Genomic DNA, 23,006 nt, shown 5'->3' on the forward strand with positions numbered 1-23,006 from the left:
ATTCATACTGATGCCGCAGCAACCCGAAATAAAGGATATATACCCTTTGTCATTTATGCAGGAAGGGATGCTTTTTCACTCACTGTATGATGAACAGTCAAGAGCTTATTTTGAACAGGCTTCTTTTACGATACATGGACAGCTTGACTTGGAGCGTTTCCAAAAAAGTATGGATGGTGTTTTTGACAGATACGAAATCTTCCGAACAGCGTTCATCTATAAAAATGTAGCCAAACCTCGCCAGGTCGTGCTCAAGCATCGTCCTTGCCATGTTCATTTTGAAGATATTTCCCATCTCAATGAAAGAGATAAAGAACATTGCACCGAGGCATTCAAAGAACAGGATAAATCCAGAGGCTTCGATCTCCAAACGGATGTACTGATGAGAATAACTATTTTGAAATGGGGGCCTGATCGTTATATCTGTATCTGGAGCCATCATCATATTTTAATGGATGGCTGGTGTTTAGGCATTGTTATTAAAGACTTTCTCCACATTTATCAAGCGCTCGGAAAAGGACAGGTTCCTGATTTGCCTCCCGTACAGCCGTACGGGACGTATATTAAATGGCTGATGCAGCTAGACCGAGAAGAAGCAGCTGAGTATTGGAAAAAGAGGCTTCTGCATTTCGAAAAAGCGACGCCTCTGCCCAAAAGAACAGATCAAATGCCAGATGGGACATTACAGCAGATCACGTTCACTATTTCTGAAAAAGAAACCTCCGAATTACAGAAAATCGCAACAGCGACTGGTGCGACGCTAAACACTGTTTTCCAAGCTTTATGGGGAATCATGCTCCAAAAGTTCAATCGCTGCGGCGATGTTGTGTTCGGATCAGTTATATCAGGCAGACCTTCTGAGCTAAAAGATGTGGAAAACATGGTCGGCCTTTTTATCAATACCATTCCTATTCGAGTCCAAAGTGATTCCCTTTCTTTTTCTGACCTAGTCAGCAGGATGCAAAAGGATATGACTGAAGCAGAAGCGTATAGTTACTTCCCTTTATATGACATTCAGGCACAGAGTGCTCTTAAACAAGAGCTTATCGATCATATTATCGTCTTTGAAAATACACCTACCCAGCAAGAGATTGAAGGGCTGAATCAGGCTGGATCATTTGATTTCTCCGTTAAAGATTTTGAGATGGCAGAGGAGACCAACTATAGATGCAGTGTCAAAGTGATCCCAGGCCGTACCTTGTACGTTCGGATTCATTTTCATACTGGCGCTTATCAATCAAATATGATGTCTGAGATAAAAGATTATTTACAGCACATGATCTCTGACATCATCTCTGATCCAACTCTTTCCGTGTCAAAGATGACATTGCTGGATGAGAACAAAACAAGGAAAATCGTTTCTCAAAATAACAGGTCTGTATCCGTTTCGCCTAAAGCCCCAACCCTGCACGGACTGTTTGAACGACAGGCGGCTTGCACACCGGAGCGGCCAGCCATCCGCTTTTCCGGCGGTTCGCTGACATACGCTGAGCTTGACATGTATGCCAGCCGGCTGTCCGCGCGCCTCGCGGCACGCGGTGTCACGAAGGAAAGCATCGTCGGTGTCCTGTCTGAGCGGTCACCTGACATGCTGATAGCTGTACTTGCCGTATTGAAAGCAGGCGGGGCGTATTTGCCGCTTGATCCCGCATATCCAGAGGAGCGGCTGAGCTACATGCTGAAAGACAGCGGCGCAGCTCTCTTGCTGACGCAGCCGGGATGTTCCGCACCGAACTTCTCCGGAGAGACACTTGAAGTTGACATGGCATCTCTTGCGAACGAAAAAGCAGAAAGTCATATGTTTGCTCGCGCTGACAGCGGTTCTCTCGCCTATGTCATCTATACGTCAGGCTCCACTGGACAGCCAAAAGGGGTAGCCGTTGAGCACCGCAATGCCGTTTCTTTTTTGACCGGCATGCAGCGCCAGTTTCCACTTCAGGAAGAGGACATTGTCCTGGTGAAAACCTCTTTTTCCTTTGATGCATCTGTCTGGCAGCTGTTTTGGTGGGCGCTTTCCGGCGCTTCGGCTTATCTGCTTCCGCCCGGCTGGGAGAAAGACCCGGCATTGATCGTAAAATCCATTCATCGGGAAAAAGTGACGACGGTTCATTTTATTCCGGCTATGCTGAACAGCTTTCTGGATCAAGCGGAAATGGAATCGTTGGGTGACGGGACAAGCCTGAAGCGTGTATTCGCCGGAGGTGAACCGCTTGCGCCCCATACGGCAGCCCGTTTTGCTTCTTTATTGCCGCAGGTTTCGCTGATCCATGGCTACGGGCCGACAGAAGCAACGGTAGACGCGGCATTTTACGTATTGGACCCAGAGCGAGACAGGGATCGCTTGCGGATTCCGATCGGGAAGCCTGTACCCGGTGCGCGTTTATATGTTTTAGATCCGCATTTAGCCGTACAGCCTTGCGGTGTCGCCGGCGAACTGTACATCGCCGGAGCGGGTGTTGCCAGAGGCTATTTAAATCGGCCGGTATTAACGGAGGAGCGTTTTCTCGAGGACCCGTTTTACCCGGGTGAACGCATGTACAAAACCGGGGATGTGGCGCGCTGGCTCCCTGACGGGAATATTGAATTCCTCGGCCGGTTGGATGATCAGGTCAAAATCAGAGGCTACCGGATTGAGCCCGGAGAAATTGAAGCAACACTTAGAAGCATAGAAGGCGTAAGGGAGGCAGCCGTTACCGTACGGACAGACAGCGGCGAGCCAGAATTATGCGCCTATGCAGAAGGACTCGGAAGAAATGAGGTGCGGGCGCAGCTTGAAACGCTTCTGCCCGGCTACATGATCCCATCTCATATGATAGAGATGGAACAATGGCCGGTTACGCCAAGCGGAAAGCTTGACCGAAACGCCCTGCCAGCTCCTGACGGAGCGGCAGATGAAGAGACCTACACGGCGCCGAGAAATGTGACAGAGATGAAGCTTGCCCAGCTGTGGGAAGACGTGCTGAAAAACGGACCTGTCGGGATTCGCGACAACTTTTTTGACCGCGGAGGACATTCCTTAAAAGCCACCGCGCTTGTGTCCCGGATCGCCAAAGAATTCGATGTACAGGTGCCGCTGAAAGATGTATTTGCCCATCCGACGGTGGAAGGGCTCGCTTCCGTTATCCGTGAAGGAACGGACAGTCCCTATGAAGCGATGAAGCCGGCGGAACAGCGGGAGACCTATCCGGTTTCCTCCGCCCAAAAGCGGATTTATGTCCTTCAACAGCTGGAGGACGGAGGGACAGGCTACAATATGCCGGCTGTGTTAGAGCTGGAAGGGAAGCTGAACCCCGAAAGGCTGGACAGGGCTTTCCAAGAGCTGATCAAGCGCCACGAGTCGCTTCGGACATCCTTCGAACAGGACGAAGGCGGCGAGCCGGTGCAGCGCATCCATGGCGAGGTGCCGTTTACATTACAGACAGCAGTCCTCGGCGAACAAACCGAACAGGAAGCCGCAGCCGCGTTTATCCAGCCGTTTGACCTCAGCCAAGCGCCGCTGTTCCGTGCCCAAGTCGTACAGGTATCAGATGAGCGGCACCTGTTGCTGGTTGATATGCATCACATTATTTCAGACGGTGTTTCCGTCAACATTCTGATTCGGGAATTCGGGGCGCTTTACAACAACCGGAAACTCCCGGCGCTTCACATTCAATATAAAGACTACGCCGTATGGCAGGAAGGATATAAAAAAGGAGACGCGTACCAGACGCAGGAGGCGTACTGGCTGAAGCAGCTCGAGGGCGAGCTGCCGGTGCTGGATCTCCCGGCTGATCATACCCGCCCGCCGGTGCGGAGCTTCGCCGGTGACAAGGTCTCGTTTACGCTGGATCAAGAGGCCGCATCAGGTCTTCATACACTGGCACGGGAGAATGGAAGCACACTGTACATGGTGCTCCTGGCGGCTTACACAGCGTTATTATCACGTTTAAGCGGACAGGAAGAGATCATCGTCGGATCGCCAATTGCCGGCCGGCCGCACAAGGACCTTGAGCCGATACTCGGCATGTTTGTGAATACGTTGGCGCTTCGGACACGCCCGGAGGGCGGGAAGCCGTTTGTGCAGTATTTGCAGGAAGTACGTGACACTGCATTGGAAGCGTATGAACATCAGGATTATCCGTTCGAAGAGCTTGTCGACAAGCTTGGAGTGACGCGGGATATGAGCCGGAATCCGCTGTTTGACGTGATGTTTGTTCTTCAAAATATGGATCAGGAATCGATTCATTTGGATAAACTGCATCTAAAACCTGCAGCAAACAATGGGCATCAAACGTCAAAATTTGATTTAACCCTGTATGCTCACGAACAGCCCCGGGGTTTGCTGACGTTCCAAATGGAATTTAGTACGGACTTATATAAGAAAAAAACGATAGAAAAGTGGCTTCAATACTTCATCAATATGTTACTCTCCATCATCCAAGACAGCAAAGCCGCTCTCGGAACAATAAATATACTGAATGAGGATGAGACCCATTACCTTATCCATGAGCTCAATCGTACAAAAATAGAATATCCAAGAAATGAAACCATCAGCAGGCTCTTTGAAATGCAGGCGGAACAAACGCCTAATGCCATAGCAATTGTCAGCGATACACAAGAGTTAACTTACGCGGATCTGAACAGCTGGGCAAATCAAATTGCTTCACTTTTACAGAGAAAGGGAGTCGGGCCTGATCGAGTCGTAGCCTTGTTGGCAGGACGAACGCCAGAACTCATAGCCGGAATGCTGGGTATTCTAAAAGCGGGGGGAGCCTATTTGCCTATCGCTTCTGATCTGCCTGTTGAGCGAATAGCTTACATCCTGTCAGACAGCGGAGCGACATTCCTTCTTCAATCTGAAAAAGTCGACAAACGGCTATTAGACATTGAATGTGAACAAATCATAATCGAAGACATTCAAAAGCAGGGAGAAACGACGAATATTGAATCGTCTGCAGGGCCGCATTCGCTCGCTTATATCATTTATACCTCTGGATCAACCGGTAAACCAAAGGGTGTCATGATTGAGCAGCGAAGTGTCATTTGCCTTGTTAAAAACAGCAATTATATTGCATTTACACCTGCAGACCGTCTTCTCATGACATCATCTATCGGTTTTGATGGTGTGACATTTGAAATATTTGGACCGCTGCTAAATGGGGCAGCTTTGCACCTGTCCGAGAAACAGGCATTTCTCGATCCCCATCAGCTTAAGAGATACATAGAACATCACGGGATCACAACGATGTGGCTGACATCTTCTCTATTCAATCATTTGACAGAGCAAAATGAGACAACATTTTCACAGCTGAACCATCTGATTATTGGCGGAGAAGCTTTGTCGGTGAGCCACATCAATCGAATTAAAAATGTCTGCCCGGAAGTATCGATATGGAACGGATATGGGCCAACCGAAAATACAACTTTTTCGACGTGCTTTCACATTCAAAAAACATATGAACTTTCCATTCCGATCGGGCGGCCGATTGGTAATTCCACCGCTTATATCTTAAATAAATGGGGAATGCTGCAGCCGATCGGAGCTGTTGGCGAACTTTGTGTCGGCGGAGATGGCGTCGCCAGAGGATATTTGGGCCGTCCTGATTTAACGAGAGAGAAATTTATCCCAAACCCATTTGCGTCTGGCGATCGACTGTACCGCACAGGTGATCTGGCGCGCTGGCTTCCCGATGGCGCAATTGAGTACGTTGGCCGTATTGATGATCAAGTAAAAGTCAGAGGCTACCGGGTGGAGCTGGGTGAGATCGAATCAGCACTTCGCCAAATAGAGGGGGTCAAAGAAGCAGCTGTTTTGGCACGTACAGGACAGACAGGGAGCAAAGAGCTGTTTGGCTACATCAGTGTGAAAGCAGGCGCGAATGCTGAACAAGTGCGTTCTCTTCTCGCGCGTTCACTGCCAAATTATATGATTCCGGCGTACATCATTGAAATGGATACGCTTCCGCTCACATCAAACGGCAAATTGAACCGGAAAGCACTGCCTGAACCAGATTTTGCATCTAAACAAACGTACGTCCCGCCACGCAACGAACTTGAAGAGCAGCTGGCATTGATCTGGCAGGAGGTTCTAGGCATCCAGAGGATCGGAATAGAGGATTCTTTCTTTGAATTGGGCGGAGATTCAATCAAGGCCCTTCAAGTTTCTGCACGCCTCGGACGCCACGGGTTAAGCCTGCAGGTAAGTGATTTATTCCGTCATCCAAAGATAGAAGACGTATCACCATTTATCCGTAAGACAGAAAGAATCATAGAGCAAGGACACGTTGAAGGAGATGTTCCATGGACGCCTGTTCAGCAATGGTTTCTTTCACAAGATATTGAAGAACGACACCATTTCAATCAGTCTGTCATGCTTTTTCATTCTGACCGTTTGTCTGAAGACGCTCTTAGAGCATCCTTAAAAAAACTGGCGGAGCATCATGATGCGCTTCGGATGGTTTATCGCAACGATGACGGGCGGTGGACTCAAATCAACCAAAGCATACATGAATCACAGCTATATAGTTTAAGAATATCTGATCTTTCACAGACAGAAGGCGATTGGGAAACACAAATCAAACAAGAAGTTGCAGATCTTCAGCAAAGCATCAATTTGCAGGAAGGACCATTGTTACATGCCGTGTGGTTTAAAACATTGACCGGAGATTACTTGTTCCTTGCAATCCATCATCTTGTTGTTGATGGTGTGGCATGGCGGATTTTGCTGGAGGATTTGTCAGCAGGGTACCAACAAGCGGCTTCTGGCCAGGCGATTCAGCTTCCGCCTAAAACTGATTCCTATCAAGAATACGCCAGACGGATTCAGGAATATGCCCAAAGCAGCAAGCTGATTCGCGAAGAGGCGTATTGGCGAAGTGCAGAAGAACAGCAAGCTGCGGAACTGCCATATGAAATGCCGCTTCAAGAGAACATCGGTTACTGCAAGAGGGACTCGGTAAGCTTTTCACTCTCTGAAGCAGACACTGACGTTTTGCTGCAAAACGTCAATCACGCCTATGGTACAGATACACAAGATATTCTGTTAACCGCGGCTTCCTTGGCGATTTGTGAATGGGCAGGCGCAAGCAAGCTCCGAATCGCTATGGAAGGACACGGAAGAGAACACATTATGCCGGAGTTAGATATCAGCCGGACGGTCGGCTGGTTTACATCCATGTACCCGGCCCTCATAAGCTTTGAAAATCATAGGAATGAGCTCGGGACGGCAGTAAAAACCGTAAAAGATACACTGGGCCGGATACCAAACAAAGGGGTGGGTTACGGTATGCTGAAATACCTCACACACCCTAAAAACAAAAGCATTACGTTTTCAAAAATACCTGAAATCAGCTTTAACTATTTGGGTCAGTTCAATGACATAGAAAGACAGGGCAGTTTCCGCCCATCAAGTCTTGGAAGCGGAACGGATATCACTCTTACATGGAAGCGTGAGCAAATCATTGAGATAAGTGCTATGGCAGCAGACAAAAAGCTTCATTTCAATCTTAGTTATCCGCCAGCCCGCTTTCATCGAAACACAATGGAGCAGCTTATCAACAGGATCGAACACTTTTTGCTGGACATTATGAAACACTGCGCCGGTAAACAGAAAGCAGAAAAGACACTGAGCGATTTTAGCAGTCAATCATTAACGACAGAGGATTTGGACAGTATATCCAGCTTGGTGGAAGAATTGTAGAAAATTATGACAGGGAGACATGAACATGACAAAAGCGAATTCAATTCAGGATATTTATCCGCTGTCTTACATGCAGGAAGGGATGCTTTTCCATTCCCTCCTGCAAAAAGATTCACAAGCATATGTCGAGCAAGCTTCTTTTACAATAGAAGGGGCAGTCAACCCGCAGTGTTTTCAAAACAGCATCAATGCTCTTGTAGCCAGACACGATATTTTCAGAACGATTTTTATCAGTCAAAATGTTTCATCTCCCCAGCAGGTTGTCCTGAGAGAACGGAATGTCATCGTACAGGAAAAAGACATTACGCATTTAAATGAAGAGAAGCAGTCACAGTTTATCAAGCAATTGAAAGAAGAGGACCGGGCTCAAGGGTTTCAGTTGCAAAAAGATATGCTCATGCGCATTACTCTGATTCAAACAGGAGAGGGCCAATACACTTGTATTTGGACCTTTCATCACATCATGATGGATGGCTGGTGTCTTAGCATTGTGCTAAAAGAATTTCTCCATATTTACGCATCTTATGTATATGGCTCCCCTATCTCATTGGAGCCGGTCCAGCCATACGGAACGTATATTAAATGGCTGATGGAGCAAGACAAAGAACAGGCAGTTTCATATTGGGAACATTATCTTTCCGGCCATGAACAGCAAACCATGCTCCCGAAGCAGAAAAAAACAAAGGGGAGAAGCAGGCAGGAACACGTTGCGTTTTCATTCTCTAAGGGAGAAAGCAGCAGGCTTTCGGAGCTTGCCGCAAGAGAAGAAGTAACACTTAGTACAATTTTCCATACCATTTGGGGCATTCTGCTTCAAAAATATAATAATAACGATGACGCCGTATTCGGTTCTGTCATGTCAGGAAGGCCCGCCGAAATCGAAGGCATTGAACAGATGGTAGGCCTTTTCATTAACACGATACCGGTTCGGGTGCAGGGAGAAAAAACGCCATTTCTACAGCTCATAAAAGATATGCAAAAAGACCGTCTTGCCGCTGAAGCATACAGCTACCACCCTTTATATGAAATTCAAGCCCGTTCAGCGGTTAAGCAAGGGTTAATTGATCATATTCTCGTATTTGAAAACTATCCGGTTCAGCAAGAGATTCAGATGCTGAATAAACAGGAACATGCTTCTGATCTTTTTCAGATTCATAACTTCACTGTGGCAGATGAAACCAACTACAGCTTTTATCTTATGGTGGCGCCAGGTGAAGAAATCCATATCAAAATGAGCTATGATGCTGAGCAGTATGATCGGTCTTTTGTGCTTTCTGTCAAGGGGCATCTTCTGAATGCCGTATCACAAATCTTAAATAATCCGAATCTTCCACCCTCAGAAATTGATATTACAACAGACCATGAAAAGCAGCAGATGATTGGAAAAATCGCAGATCATGCACCAGTTTACGAAACCATCCATGCTATGTTTGAAGCACAAGCGGAAAAGACACCGGACGCTTATGCTGTAATTGATCAAGCCTGCTCGTTAACATACAGAGAACTGAACAAATCGGCTAACAGATTAGCACGGCAATTGCGAATGAAAGGTGTTGCGAGACAGGAGCCTGTTGCGATCATGATGGAACGCTCTGCGGCGATTATCACCGGTGTTCTTGGAATCTTAAAGGCAGGCGGTGCCATTGTTCCGATTGATCCGTATTATCCGGCTGACAGAATCCATTATATTCTAAATGACTGCGGCTGTTCGCATGTTGTTTCACAAGCGCATCTTTCCTCATCGCTTGAAAACAATTACTTTATCACTCATGCAGAAGATATCGAAAGCCAAGAAGACGGCAGTAACCTACAGTCAGTCAACAATGCGGACGATCTTCTGTATATGATTTACACATCAGGCACAACAGGTAAACCAAAGGGTGTTCAATTTGAACATCGAAACATGGCTAACTTGCTGAAGTTCGAATATACTCACTCCGGCATTGACTTTGAAGCAGATGTTCTGCAATTTGCGACACCTTCCTTCGACGTCTGCTATCAAGAAATATTTTCTGCGCTTCTGAAAGGCGGCACACTGCACATCGTGCCAGAAGCCATAAAAAGAGATGTGCCGCAGCTGTTTGCATTTATAAACAAGCACCAGACAAATATTGTGTTTCTCCCAACTGCTTTTATCAAAATGATCTTCAGCGAACCGCAATTTGCGAACTCGTTTCCTTATGGCGTGAAACATCTGATTGCAGCCGGAGAACAATTAATCATTTCAGAGCTTTTTCAGGACGTATTGCGTGAGCGCGGCCTGCATCTGCACAATCATTACGGACCTTCAGAAACTCATGTGGTATCTACGTATACCATTCATCCGGGGGACCGTATTCCTGAGTTTCCGCCAGTCGGTAAACCGATAGGCTGTACTGATCTATATATTTTGAATCATCAAAAACAGCTGCAGCCCTGCGGCGTACCTGGTGAACTCTATATTTCCGGTGCAAGTGTTGCCAGAGGTTATGTCAATCACGAGAAACTGACACGCGACAAATTTTCATCTGACCCATTCAGGCCTGGTGCGATCATGTACCGTACAGGTGATTTGGCCAGACGGCTTGAAGACGGCAACATCGAATATATCGGACGGGCAGACAATCAAGTGAAAATCAGAGGCTATCGAATCGAGCCGCAAGAAATCGAAGTCACATTGATGAACCACCCGGACATTAAGGAAGCCGCCATTCTCATCAGGCAAGACCGAAGCGGTGAACATGAATTATGCGCTTACTATTGCAGTGTACAAAAGCTGGATGCAATAGATTTACGCCGCTATATGGCTAGTGAGCTCCCAGAATACATGATCCCGGTGAAATGGGTATGGGTTGACAACATACCTCTTACCCCAAACGGAAAAGTAGATCAATCAGCACTTCCTGAATCAGATGATTCAATCAGCGGGATTCCATATACTGCCCCTCGTAATCTGTTAGAGGCAAAGCTTTCGCAAATATTTGAAGATGTGCTGAAAAATGGTCATATAGGCGTCCAAGACAACTTTTTTGACCATGGCGGCCATTCGTTAAAAGCAACAGTGCTTATGTCGAGGATTGCTAAGGAGTTTCATGTGCAAGTTCCGCTTAAGGACATCTTTGCCCATCCGACTGTAGAAGAATTGGCTTCAATCATTCGAGGTGCAGAGGAAAATCAGTATGCAGCAATTGAACCAGCAGAAGAAAGAGAGACATATCCTGTGTCTTCAGCTCAAAAACGGATATATGTGCTTCAGCAGCTTGATGAGGGTGTCGCCTACAATATGCCTGCGGTCTTAGAACTGGAAGGGGCATTGGATGTCGCTAAAATGTCGGCTGTATGTAAAGAACTAATCAGACGGCATGAGCCTCTTCGAACTTCCTTTGTATCCGGGGCAGAGGGCGAGCCGGTTCAGCGTATCCATACCGAAGTGCCGTTTACATTAAGTACAGAGACAGCTATCGAGGAATTTGTCCGTCCCTTTGATCTCAGCCAGGCGCCATTATTTAGAGCGGGCCTTATAAAGGTGGCGAACGAGAAGCATGTATTGCTGGTGGATATGCACCATATCATTTCAGATGGCGTATCCGTTCAGCTCCTAATCCGAGAGTTCACCGATCTTTATGCAAATCGCCAGCTTAAGCCGTTGCGGATCCAGTATAAAGATTACGCCGTTTGGCAGCAGCAATTTAAAAAGGGGGACTCGTATCAAAAGCAGGAGATTTACTGGCGACAGCAGTTTAGCGGGGACCTTCCTGTACTAGAGCTTCCGACAGATAAACGCCGACCGGCAGAACGGCAATTCGCAGGCGGAAAAGTAACCTTTCAAATGGATAAAGAGCTCACGTCCCGGATAAAACGGCTCGCCCATAAAAACAGCAGCACACTTTACATGACACTGCTCGCTTTGTATTCAGCTTTTTTATCAAGGTTAAGCGGTCAGGATGATATCGTGATTGGTTCACCTATCGCCGGACGGCCCCACGCCGACCTTGAAGCTGTTCTTGGGATGTTCGTTAATACATTGGCTCTCCGGACACGCCCGGACGGCAATAAGACATTTGAAGAATTTCTGAAAGAAGTCAGACAGACGGCACTGGAAGCGTATGAGCATCAGGATTATCCGTTTGAAGAGCTTGTGGATAAACTCGGCGTACAGCGGGAAATGAGCCGGAATCCATTGTTTGACACAACGCTGGTCCTTCAAAATATGGAACAGCAAAAGCTGAAAATGAAAGATGTAGAGCTTCAATGGAGCGACTTGCATCATCCAATATCGAAATTTGATATTTCCCTGTATGTAACAGAACACGATGCCGAACTTTTGTGTCAGTTTGAATACAGTACAGCTTTGTTTGAAAAAGCGACCATCCAAAGGTGGGCCGGCCTTTTCACCACCCTTGTGGAACAAACAGCTGTCAGTCCTGAAATAGAATTGGACAACATTCCAATCTTAACAATAGAAGAAGAGAGAGAGTTCATTGAAGCGTGCCATCCGGTTCAGGGGACGGGCTATCCGATGAATCAAACGCTCCACTATGCACTCGAAATGCAGGCAGCAAAAACGCCTGATCAGACGGCTGTTGTTTTTGAAGATGGAGCGATGACCTACAAAGAATTGAATGAACAGGCTAACCGTATCGCCTGGGAGCTGATCGAACGAGGAGTGAAATCTGAAACAATAGTTGCCATTATGGGAAGGCGTTCGCCTGAAATGCTGATTGGCATTTATGGCATTCTTAAAGCTGGCGGCGCTTATCTGCCCATTGACCCGGATTATCCGGAAGAACGAATCAGCTTTCTGCTGGAGGACAGTGGTACAAACATTCTCCTGCTTCAGTCTGCCGGCCTGCGTGTTCCAGCATTTGCAGGGGAGATTGTCTATCTCAATCAGACAAATAGCGGGCTGAAACATCGTTTGTCCAATCCGAATGCGGACGTTCTCCCGCAATCTTTAGCATATGTCATCTATACATCCGGCTCTACCGGGAGGCCTAAGGGTGTTGAAGTTGAACATCGATCAGCGGTGAATTTTTTGAATTCCCTTCAGTCCCGTTATCAACTGAACCAATCAGATGTGATTATGCATAAAACATCTTATTCATTTGACGCTTCAATATGGGAACTGTTTTGGTGGCCTTATGCCGGTGCTTCTGTTTATCTGCTTCCTCAGGGAGGCGAAAAAGAACCTGAAGTGATCGCGCAGGCTATAGAAGAACAAAAGATCACAGCTATGCATTTTGTGCCTTCAATGCTTCATGCATTTTTAGAACATATCAAATATCGCCCTGTACCAATTAAGACAAAGGAACTCAATCGGGTGTTTTCCGGGGGAGAGCAGCTGGGAACCCATCTCGTCTCCCGATTTTGCGAGTTGCTTCCAAATGTTGCATTAACCAATTCCTACGGACCAACGGAGGCAACTGTAGAAGCTTCATTCTTTGATTGTCCGCTGTATGAAAAACTTGAACGGATTCCAATTGGAAAACCTGTTCATCATGTCAGATTGTATATCCTCAATCAAAAGCAGCGGATGCTGCCTGCCGGATGTATCGGCGAACTGTACATTGCAGGAGCCGGTGTTGCCAGGGGCTATTTGAATCGGCCGGCATTAACGGAGGATCGTTTTCTTGAGGATCCGTTTTACCCGGGTGAACGCATGTACAAAACAGGGGATGTGGCGCGCTGGCTCCCTGATGGACATGTTGAATTCCTCGGCCGGTTGGATGATCAAGTCAAAATCAGAGGCTACCGGATTGAGCCCGGAGAAATTGAAGCGGCGCTTAGAAGCATAGAAGGCATAAGGGAGGCAGCCGTGACCGTACGGACAGACAGCGGCGAGCCGGAATTATGCGCTTATATAGAAGGGCTTCGGAGAAACGAAGTGAGGGCGCAGCTTGAGAGACTGCTGCCGGGCTACATGATCCCAGCCCATATGATAGAGATGGAACAGTGGCCGGTTACGCCGAGCGGAAAGCTGGACCGAAACGCCCTGCCAGCTCCTTGCGGAGCTGCAGATGCGGAGACATATACGGCGCCGAGAAATGTGACCGAGATGAAGCTTGCCCAGCTGTGGGAGGACGTACTGAAAAACGGCCCTGTCGGGATTCACGACAACTTCTTTGACCGTGGAGGACATTCCTTAAAAGCCACCGCTCTTGTGTCCCGGATCGCCAAAGAATTCGATGTTCAGGTGCCGCTGAAAGATGTGTTTACCCATCCGACGGTGGAAGGGCTGGCTTCCGTTATCCGTGAAGGAACGGACAGTCCATATGAAGCGATGAAACCGGCGGAACAGCGTGATACCTATCCGGTTTCCTCTGCTCAAAAGCGGATTTATGTCCTTCAGCAGCTGGAGGACGGAGGGACCGGCTACAATATGCCGGCTGTATTAGAACTGGAAGGGAAGCTTGACCCCGAAAGGCTTGACAGGGCTTTCCAAGAGCTGATCAAGCGCCACGAGTCGCTTCGGACATCCTTTGAACAGGACGAAGGCGGCGAGCCGGTGCAGCGCATCCATGACGAAGTGCCGTTTGCATTACAAACAGCAGTCCTCGGCGAACAAACCGAACAAGAAGCCGCAGCCGCGTTTATCCAGCCGTTTGACCTCAGCCAAGCGCCGCTGTTCCGTGCCCAAATCGTACAGGTATCAGATGAGCGGCACCTGTTGCTGGTTGATATGCATCACATGATTTCAGACGGTGTTTCCGTCAACATTCTGATTCGGGAATTCGGGGCGCTTTACAACAACCGGAAACTCCCGGCGCTTCACATTCAATACAAAGACTACGCCGTATGGCAAGAAGGGTTTAAAAAAGGGGACGCGTACCAGACGCAGGAGGCGTACTGGCTGAAGCAGCTCGAGGGCGAGCTGCCGGTGCTGGATCTCCCGGCTGATCATACCCGCCCGCCGGTGCGAAGCTTCACGGGTGACAAGGTCTCCTTTACGCTTGATCAAGAAACCGCATCAGGCCTTTATAAGCTGGCACAGGAGAATGGAAGCACATTGTACATGGTGCTCCTTGCGGCTTACACAGTGTTATTATCACGCTTAAGCGGACAGGAAGAGATCATCGTCGGCTCGCCAATTGCCGGCCGTCCGCACAAGGATCTTGAGCCGATACTCGGTATGTTCGTGAACACGCTGGCGCTTCGGGCACACCCGGAGGGCGGGAAGCCGTTTGTCCAGTATTTGCAGGAAGTGCGCGCCACTGCATTGGAAGCCTATGAGCATCAGGATTATCCGTTCGAAGAGCTTGTCGATAAGCTTGGAGTGACGCGGGATATGAGCAGAAACCCGCTATTTGATGCCATGTTAGTTGTCCAAAATAATGATTACGAGTCATTGCATCTGCATGATTTGCAAATGAAGCCGGCAGACGTTTCTCATCTCGTTTCTAAATTCGATTTGACACTACAAGCATCTGAGGGTGACGGGAACATACATTTTCTTTTTGAATATTCAACCGCACTGTTTGAGAAAACCACCATGGAACGCTGGGCATCTCATTTGACAAATGTACTTCGCATCATCGGAAAAAATCCAGAGGTGACACTCAACCGTATCGACATCCTGACCCAAGAAGAGCGAAACCAGCTGCTCAATGAGTTTAACATCAGGAAAGCAAATCAATACGAAGAACAAACAATCAGTCAATTGTTTGAGCAGCAAGCTGCACGAACACCAAAAGCCTCTGCACTTGTCATCGGAGACAAAACACTCACATATCAGGAGCTTGACGAGTGGTCCAATGGAATCGCACACACATTGCGCAGCAGAGGTGTTAAACCGGACACATCAGTAGGCATCATGATGCCTCGTTCGTTCAGCATGGTAGCAGCCATACTTGGTGTGTGGAAAGCAGGCGGCTGTTACGTTCCCATTGATCCTGAATACCCATCGGAACGGAAACGCTATATTCTCAGCGATAGCGGAACGAAACTGCTGATGACAGTAAATGAAGCGGATTGGAGAGCTGATGATGATTTTGAAGGAGAGATCTTGACCGTCGAAAACGCGGAGACATACGACCAATCACCGCTGCCGCAAGTATCGTCTGCTCATCATTTAGCCTATATCATTTATACATCCGGAACGACGGGCCGCCCAAAAGGGGTAATGGTCGAGCACCGCAATGTGATCAGTCTCTTAAAGCATCAAAATCTGCCTTTTGAATTTGGCCATGAAGACGTCTGGACGTTCTTTCATTCATATTGCTTTGATTTCTCTGTATGGGAAATGTTTGGTGCGTTATTGAACGGAAGTACACTAGTTGTGGTCTCTAAGGAAACAGCCCGTGACCCTCAGGCATTCCGATTATTGTTAAAGAAAGAACGCGTCACTGTACTCAATCAGACCCCGACAGCTTTTTACGGCCTGATGCATGAAGATCAAAACCATTCGGATCGATTAAACATCCGATACGTCATTTTTGGCGGCGAAGCTTTACAGCCCGGCATGCTTCAAAGCTGGAATGATAAATATCCTCATACTGAACTAATCAATATGTACGGTATTACAGAAACAACAGTGCATGTAACAGTCAAAAAATTGTCCGCAGATGATATTGCCGCAAATAGAAGCAATATCGGACGGCCTCTTTCAACTCTGCAGGCTTATGTGATGGATGCTCATATGAATCTGCAGCCGATCGGAGTTCCAGGGGAGCTTTATATAGGCGGTGAAGGCGTGGCACGGGGATATCTTAACAGAGTTGAGCTGACCGCTGACCGTTTTGTACCCAATCCGTATCTCCCGGGGGACAGATTATACCGAACAGGAGACCTTGCAAAACGCCTGTCAAATGGCGAGTTGGAATATGTAGGCCGTATTGATGATCAGGTTAAAGTCAGAGGGCACCGTATTGAGTTAGGCGAAATCCAAGCGGCTCTTCTTCAGCATCCGATTATTAAAGAGGCGGCTGTCATTACAAGAAAAGATGAGCAAGGACAAACAGCTGTTTATGCATACATGGTGACAACAGATCAACAGGCCGCGAATACATCAAATATTCGTGCTTCTCTAAAAACCATGCTGCCTGACTTTATGCTGCCCGCCCGTTTGATACAGATTGACAGCATCCCGCTGACTGTTAATGGAAAGCTCGATCAGAAAGCCCTGCCTGAACCCGAAAAACACGCTTATCCTGCTGATGATATCAGCCCAAGAAATGAGATTGAAAAGGTAATGGCTGATATTTGGGAGGAGCTTCTTGATGTGAATGAGCTGGGCATAAGCGCCAATTTCTTTGAACTTGGCGGAGATTCTATTAAAGCGCTGCAAGTTTGTTCCAGACTGAAGCAACGCGGATTCGAAACGACAGTACGTGAGATGTTTGAACATCAGACTCTTGGTGAATTGTCCGCTCGGGTTCGAAAAGCTGTGCGCGTCATTGACCAAGGCCCGGTCGAGGGCGAGATCACTTGGTCGCCTGTTCAGAAATGGTTTCTTGCTCAAGATATAAAAGAAAAACACCATTTTAATCAGTCCGTAATGCTGCATCGAAGCACCTCTATACAAGAAGACGCACTGCGCAAAACGTTAAAAGCAATAACAAGTCATCATGATGCGCTGCGGATGGTATTTTCACAGAATGAACAAGGATATTGGAATCAATATAATCGGCCGATCAGTCATTCGGACGATGCACTGTATGGCCTTCAGATGATTGATTTATCAGCTCCAGAAGACACTAACGGAAATAGAGCGTATGAGCCTATTATCAAACATTATGTACGTGATATTCAGCAGAAAATGGATTTGAAGAATGGTCCGCTGCTGCAAGCCGGTCTTTTCCGCACAACTGACGGTGATTTCTTATTTTTATCGGCTCATCACTTCGTCGTTGACGGCATCTCATGGCGGGTTCTGCTTGAAGATTTGTCTTTAGGGTATCGCCAAGCTGCTGGCGGGGAGGATATCAAACTGCCGCCTAAAACAAGCTCGTTTAAAGCGTACGCGAAAAAGCTTTCTGGCTATGCAGAAAGCCAGCAGCTTATAAAACAGCTCAAGTATTGGCGCGAAACCGAAGAATATCAAACAGATGCACTGCCTTTTGATCAAATCGACGGGCCCATAGCAAACGAGAGAAAACGATCCACCATTTCGTTTACATTAAACGATAAAGAGACAGCTGCGCTTTTAAAAGATGCCAACAGCGCATACAACACAGATACTCAGGATTTGCTTCTCGCTTCTGTCATTCTCGCGCTGCGCCATTGGACCAATCAATCCGCCTTCAAACTATCATTAGAAAGCCACGGGCGAGAGGATGTATTAGACGGGATTGATGTGAGCCGTACGGTTGGATGGTTTACCGCCATTTATCCGTTATTGATTAAACTAAACGCAGACTTGCCAGATTCGGAAGAAGGCATGGTTCATGTGCTAAAAACAACAAAAGATACACTGAGACGTGTACCGGACAAAGGATTCGGCTACGGTGTCATCAAATATTTGACGCCGCCTGACAAAAAAGACATCAATTTCACAGGCGCGCCAGAAATCAACTTCAATTATTTGGGGCAATTTGAAAGCGGCAACCCAGCTGAAGCACCTGAGGAGGACGCCTTCTCATTCTCTCCGCTTGGTGCCGGGGATGATATCAGCACAACATGGAACCGTGAACAGTCGCTGGATATCAGCGCAATCGCTGCAGAAGGAAAAATGACTGTCAATATGACTTATGACAATGCCCGCTTTGAGCGCAAAACCATCGAACAGCTTAGCGAAACATGCCGTCAATTTTTATTACAGCTGATCGAACACTGCCAGAACAAAAGCGAAACAGAAAAGACCATCAGTGATTTTGATGATCAAGAACTGACCGAGGACGCGCTGCAAGAGATTGCTGATATGCTCAGTTTTCACTAATGAATCCGTGAAGAAAGGTGCAAATGCTATGGATAAGATCAAAAAAATCAAGAATATTTATCCTCTGAGTCATATGCAGGAGGGAATGCTGTTTCATTCCTTCCTCCGTCAAGAGGAGGGGGCATACGTTGAGCAGTCGCTCTTCACCATTAAAGGGAGCCTCAGTTATGAATGGTTTCAGCGCAGCATTCAAACCATCATCGACCGCCATGACATTTTCAGAACCGTGTTTTTGCCGCACGTCCCGCATTTGTCGGGACCTCGGCAAGTCGTGATGACAGAACGCGAATTCCATTTGTACAGCGAAGACATTTCCCATCTGCCCACAAACGGGCAGAATGAGTATATTGAATGCTTTAAGGAGAAGGACAAGCAAAAAGGCTTTGATTTGCAAAAAGACATGTTGATGCGGATTTATCTATTCAAAACAGCTGAAGAGGAGCATGTTTGCATCTGGAGCCACCATCACATTTTAATGGACGGCTGGTGCCTTGGCATCGTTCTTCAGGAATTTATGCGGATATATCAATCGATTCATGCAGGAAAACCGCTTTCTTTAGACCCTGTCCGTCCGTACAGCACCTATATTTCCTGGCTGACAAATCGTGACAAAGAAATAGCGGCGGAGTACTGGGATTCCTATTTAAAAAACTACAGCACCCCATCACCGCTGCCTCGTGTGTCTGATGAAGAAACAAAAGAGGGTTATCAACGTGAAGATTTGATATTTTCATTAAATAAACCACTGACAGACAAGCTCAAAGAGACTGCCAAACAACACGGCGTCACGCTAGCCACCTTTATCCAGACCGTCTGGGGCGTCATGCTACAGCAATATAATCGCACAGACGATGTTGTATTTGGCGCAGTAGTATCAGGCAGACCGTCAGAAATTCCGGGTGTGGAACAAATGATAGGATTGTTTATCAATACCATTCCGGTTCGCATTCAAACATTTCAAGGCGAAACGTTTCAGGAGCTGGTCAGACGATGCCAGAAAGAAATGCTGGAAGCTGAGCCGTTTACCTGCCAGCCTTTATTTGATATTCAGGCAAACACCGCTTTAAAACAGGAACTGATTGATCACATTATTGTCTTTGAAAACTATCCGATACAGCAGAAAATCGCCGATTCCGCGGATTCACCACTGCAAATCGATCAAGTGAAGGTATCCGAGCAATCAGGATATCACTTTAATCTTGTCGTTGCTCCCGGCGAAGAACTGATCATCAAATTCAGCTATAATGCGTTCATTTACGATGCTGCCTGGATCAGCTGTATCAAAAGGCAATTTACACAAGCGCTAAGCACAGCGGCCCATCACCCTGATACGCCAATTGCTGATTTTTCTTTTCTTGATGCTACAGAAAAAGAGCAGATTGTCACACAGTTCAACAATACAAAAACAGAATATCCAAAGAATCATACAATTATAGATTTATTTCGTGAACAAGCAGAAAAGACGCCAGACCATATCGCACTTGTGTGTGGGAATTTGACTTTTTCGTATAAAGAACTTGATCAACGCTCTAATTCACTCGCCAGAGCGTTATATCAAAAAGGGTTTCGGCAGAACGAGACAGCCGGCATATTGGCTGCTCATTCTGGCGAATTCATGATCAGTGTGCTTGCCGTTTTAAAAGCAGGAGGAGCATACCTCCCGCTTGACGCCGAGCTCCCACCTGAACGTGTCAGCTTTATGCTCGAGGAAACACAAGCGAAAATACTAATTATCCAAAAAGGGTTAGAGGCAAACGCTTCGTTCTCAGGAACGTGTATGACTTCAGATGCACATGCCTGGATGGAAGAGAATGATACCCCTATCAACGTCGGCTCTAGCCCGGACGATCTTGCATACATCATGTATACCTCAGGATCAACAGGCCGGCCGAAAGGCGTCATGATCACCAATCGCAATGTCGTGTCCCTTGTCAAAAACAGCAATTACACGTCTGCGTCCGTTGATGACCGATTTATTCTGACTGGATCTATCAGCTTTGACGCCGTCACCTTTGAAATGTTCGGTGCGCTATTAAATGGTGCAAGTCTTCATATCATTGATAAATCGACAATGCTGGCACCTGATCGGTTTGGTGCGTATTTGCTTGAAAATAACATCTCAGTACTATTTTTAACAACAGCTCTTTTTAATCAGCTGGCTCAAGTTCAAGCAGACATGTTCCGCGGGCTCCATACGTTATATGTCGGCGGAGAAGCACTCTCGCCTGCCCTTATGAATGCTGTCAGACACGCCTGTCCAGATCTGGCGCTTCATAATATTTACGGGCCTACGGAAAACACGACATTTTCAACCTTTTTTAAGATGAAAAGAGACTATGCAGGGCCGATTCCGATCGGAAAACCAATCAGCAATAGCACCGCATTCATCTTAGATGAAAAAGGCCGTCTTTTGCCAATAGGCGTTCCCGGAGAGCTTTGTGTCGGCGGTGATGGGGTCGCAAAAGGCTATTTGAACAGAGGTGACCTCACAAATGATGTTTTTTCTCCTCATCCTTTCTTGTCTGGAGAAAGAATATATCGTACAGGTGATTTAGCTCGCTGGCTGCCCGATGGAAACCTAGAATACATCAGCAGGATTGACAGGCAGATAAAAATCAGGGGAAAACGAATTGAGCCCGCCGAAATTGAAGCGCGCCTGTTAGAAATGGAAGGTGTGCAGGAAGCGGCAGTGACAATGAAAGAAAAAGACGGAGAGGCGCAGCTGCACACTCATTACGTCAGCGATGGCAAACGAACAGAAAAGGAGATCCGCGCCGATTTGGCGCGTGTGCTCCCGGACTATATGATCCCGCAGCACTGGGTGCGTGTGGACCGGATGCCGCTTACCGGAAACGGAAAAATAGACCGCAGCGCTCTTCCTATTCCAGAAAACAAGCCTGACAAACGGCAGGACATCACACTGCCCAGAAACTTGGTTGAGGAAGAGTTGGCAAACATTTGGAAACATGTTCTCGGTGTCCAGACCATCAGTATTGATGATGACTTCTTTGCTCTTGGCGGACATTCACTAAAAGCACTGCAAGTCATACACACATTGAAGCATCAGCAGCAAATAGACATACCGATTGATCTCTTGTTCGAATATCCGACAATCGCTCAGCTTGCCGAAAAACTTTATTCTAAACAGCTGACAGCGGCAGATGAACAGCATGTGATCAAACTGAACCAGCACGGCGCGCGAAACCTTTTCTGCTTCCCGCCGATATCGGGATTTGGCATTTATTTCAAAGACCTTGCTTTATTGCTGAATGACAAGGCGGCCGTATACGGATTTCACTTTATTGAAAATGATACCCGCCTTGAACAATATGTCAATTACATCACAGACATACAGCCTGAAGGCCCATACGTTTTATTAGGCTACTCCGCGGGAGGCAACCTTGCTTTTGAAGTGGTACAGGCTATGGAGCAGAGAGGATTGGAAGTCAGTGACTTTATTATCGTGGACGCTTATCTAAAAGAACAGCCTATCCCTATCGATGCTGGAAATGACGAATCGGCAGCTTACCTGCCTGAAGCAGTCAGAGAAAAGGTGATGAAGAAAAAAAGAAACTATCAGAAATATTGGTCGCAGTTACTGAATGAAGGGCATATCAAAGCAAACATTCATTTCATTGAAGCTGGAATTCAAACCGAAATTGGCGGGCATACAGGCTTAACGAAATGGAAAGGCGCCGCCTTCGGAAGCTACAGCGAATACACTGGTTTCGGCGCTCATAAAGACATGCTGGAAAGCACATATGCTGAAAAGAACGCTGCCATCATCCTTGACGTTTTAGACAAGATCACTACAAATCAAGCAATACTGCACAAACGATAAAGCGATTAGCGGACAGAGACCCTTTCTCTGTCCGTCTTCTTTTTTGTATCAAGAATGGATAAAGGACACTAGGGAATGATAACATCATCCTTTTTCTTGGAGGCTTGTCATGGATGATCTTTCTTGGCTTACTTTTATCATGCTGATTCTTGCCAGCTACAGGCTGACACATTTGATTGTATTCGACAAAATCACAGAATTTATCCGAAAACCTTTTATGAAAAAGAAAAGGATCATTGATCAAAACGGGCATGTAGATGTAAAAAACGTTCCGGCTTCTAACTTTGGGTATATGCTCAATTGCTACTGGTGTGCCGGCGTTTGGTGTGCGATCTTGATCGGATTGGGCTATCTCTTTTTGCCTCGTATTGCAGTTCCAGTCATCTTTATTTTAGCCATCGCAGGAGCACAAGCGATTCTTGAAACAGCTGTCGGTGTCGGCGTAAAACTCGTTGATGTGTTAAAGAGCCTGCAAACCATGCTAAATGATAAAAAGTCCTAAAGCAGCGCAAATATGCTTCAGGACTTTTTTCGTTTATCTGGTGATATAGACGTAAATCCTGATTTCTTCAAACCGATTAAGCACCCTTTTGCAGCCCGGGAATACCGTAATAGCGAAAAGTGAAAGTGATGTA

The 23,006-nt window shown here is 46.9% G+C and carries 4 protein-coding genes; all 4 read left to right on the forward strand.

The genetic code is table 11. The features are described 5' to 3' along the window. Positions 1 to 10 precede the first annotated feature (10 nt). The 4 genes from JMN17_RS04785 to JMN17_RS04800 all read left to right on the forward strand — a co-directional run bounded on the left by JMN17_RS04785 (position 11) and on the right by JMN17_RS04800 (position 22,873). Positions 11 to 7,678, forward strand: coding sequence for a non-ribosomal peptide synthetase (locus JMN17_RS04785; RefSeq protein WP_202327570.1), 7,668 nt, complete (start codon positions 11 to 13; stop codon positions 7,676 to 7,678). Positions 7,679 to 7,703: 25 nt separating this feature from the next. Further along, positions 7,704 to 18,530, forward strand: coding sequence for a non-ribosomal peptide synthetase (locus JMN17_RS04790; protein WP_202327577.1), 10,827 nt, complete (start codon positions 7,704 to 7,706; stop codon positions 18,528 to 18,530). Between the two features lie 7 nt (positions 18,531 to 18,537). After that, a complete protein-coding gene (locus tag JMN17_RS04795) occupies positions 18,538 to 22,371 on the forward strand; it encodes a non-ribosomal peptide synthetase (RefSeq protein WP_202327728.1) in 3,834 nt (1,277 codons plus the stop codon). A 109-nt stretch (positions 22,372 to 22,480) separates the two neighbouring features. Beyond that, on the forward strand, positions 22,481 to 22,873 hold the full coding sequence (locus JMN17_RS04800; protein WP_087991389.1) for a DUF1360 domain-containing protein: 393 nt from the start codon (positions 22,481 to 22,483) through the stop codon (positions 22,871 to 22,873). Positions 22,874 to 23,006 lie beyond the last annotated feature (133 nt).

The organism is Bacillus sp. RHFS10, from assembly GCF_016757475.1.
In the GTDB taxonomy this organism is placed as follows: Bacteria; Bacillota; Bacilli; order Bacillales; family Bacillaceae; genus Bacillus; species Bacillus subtilis_G.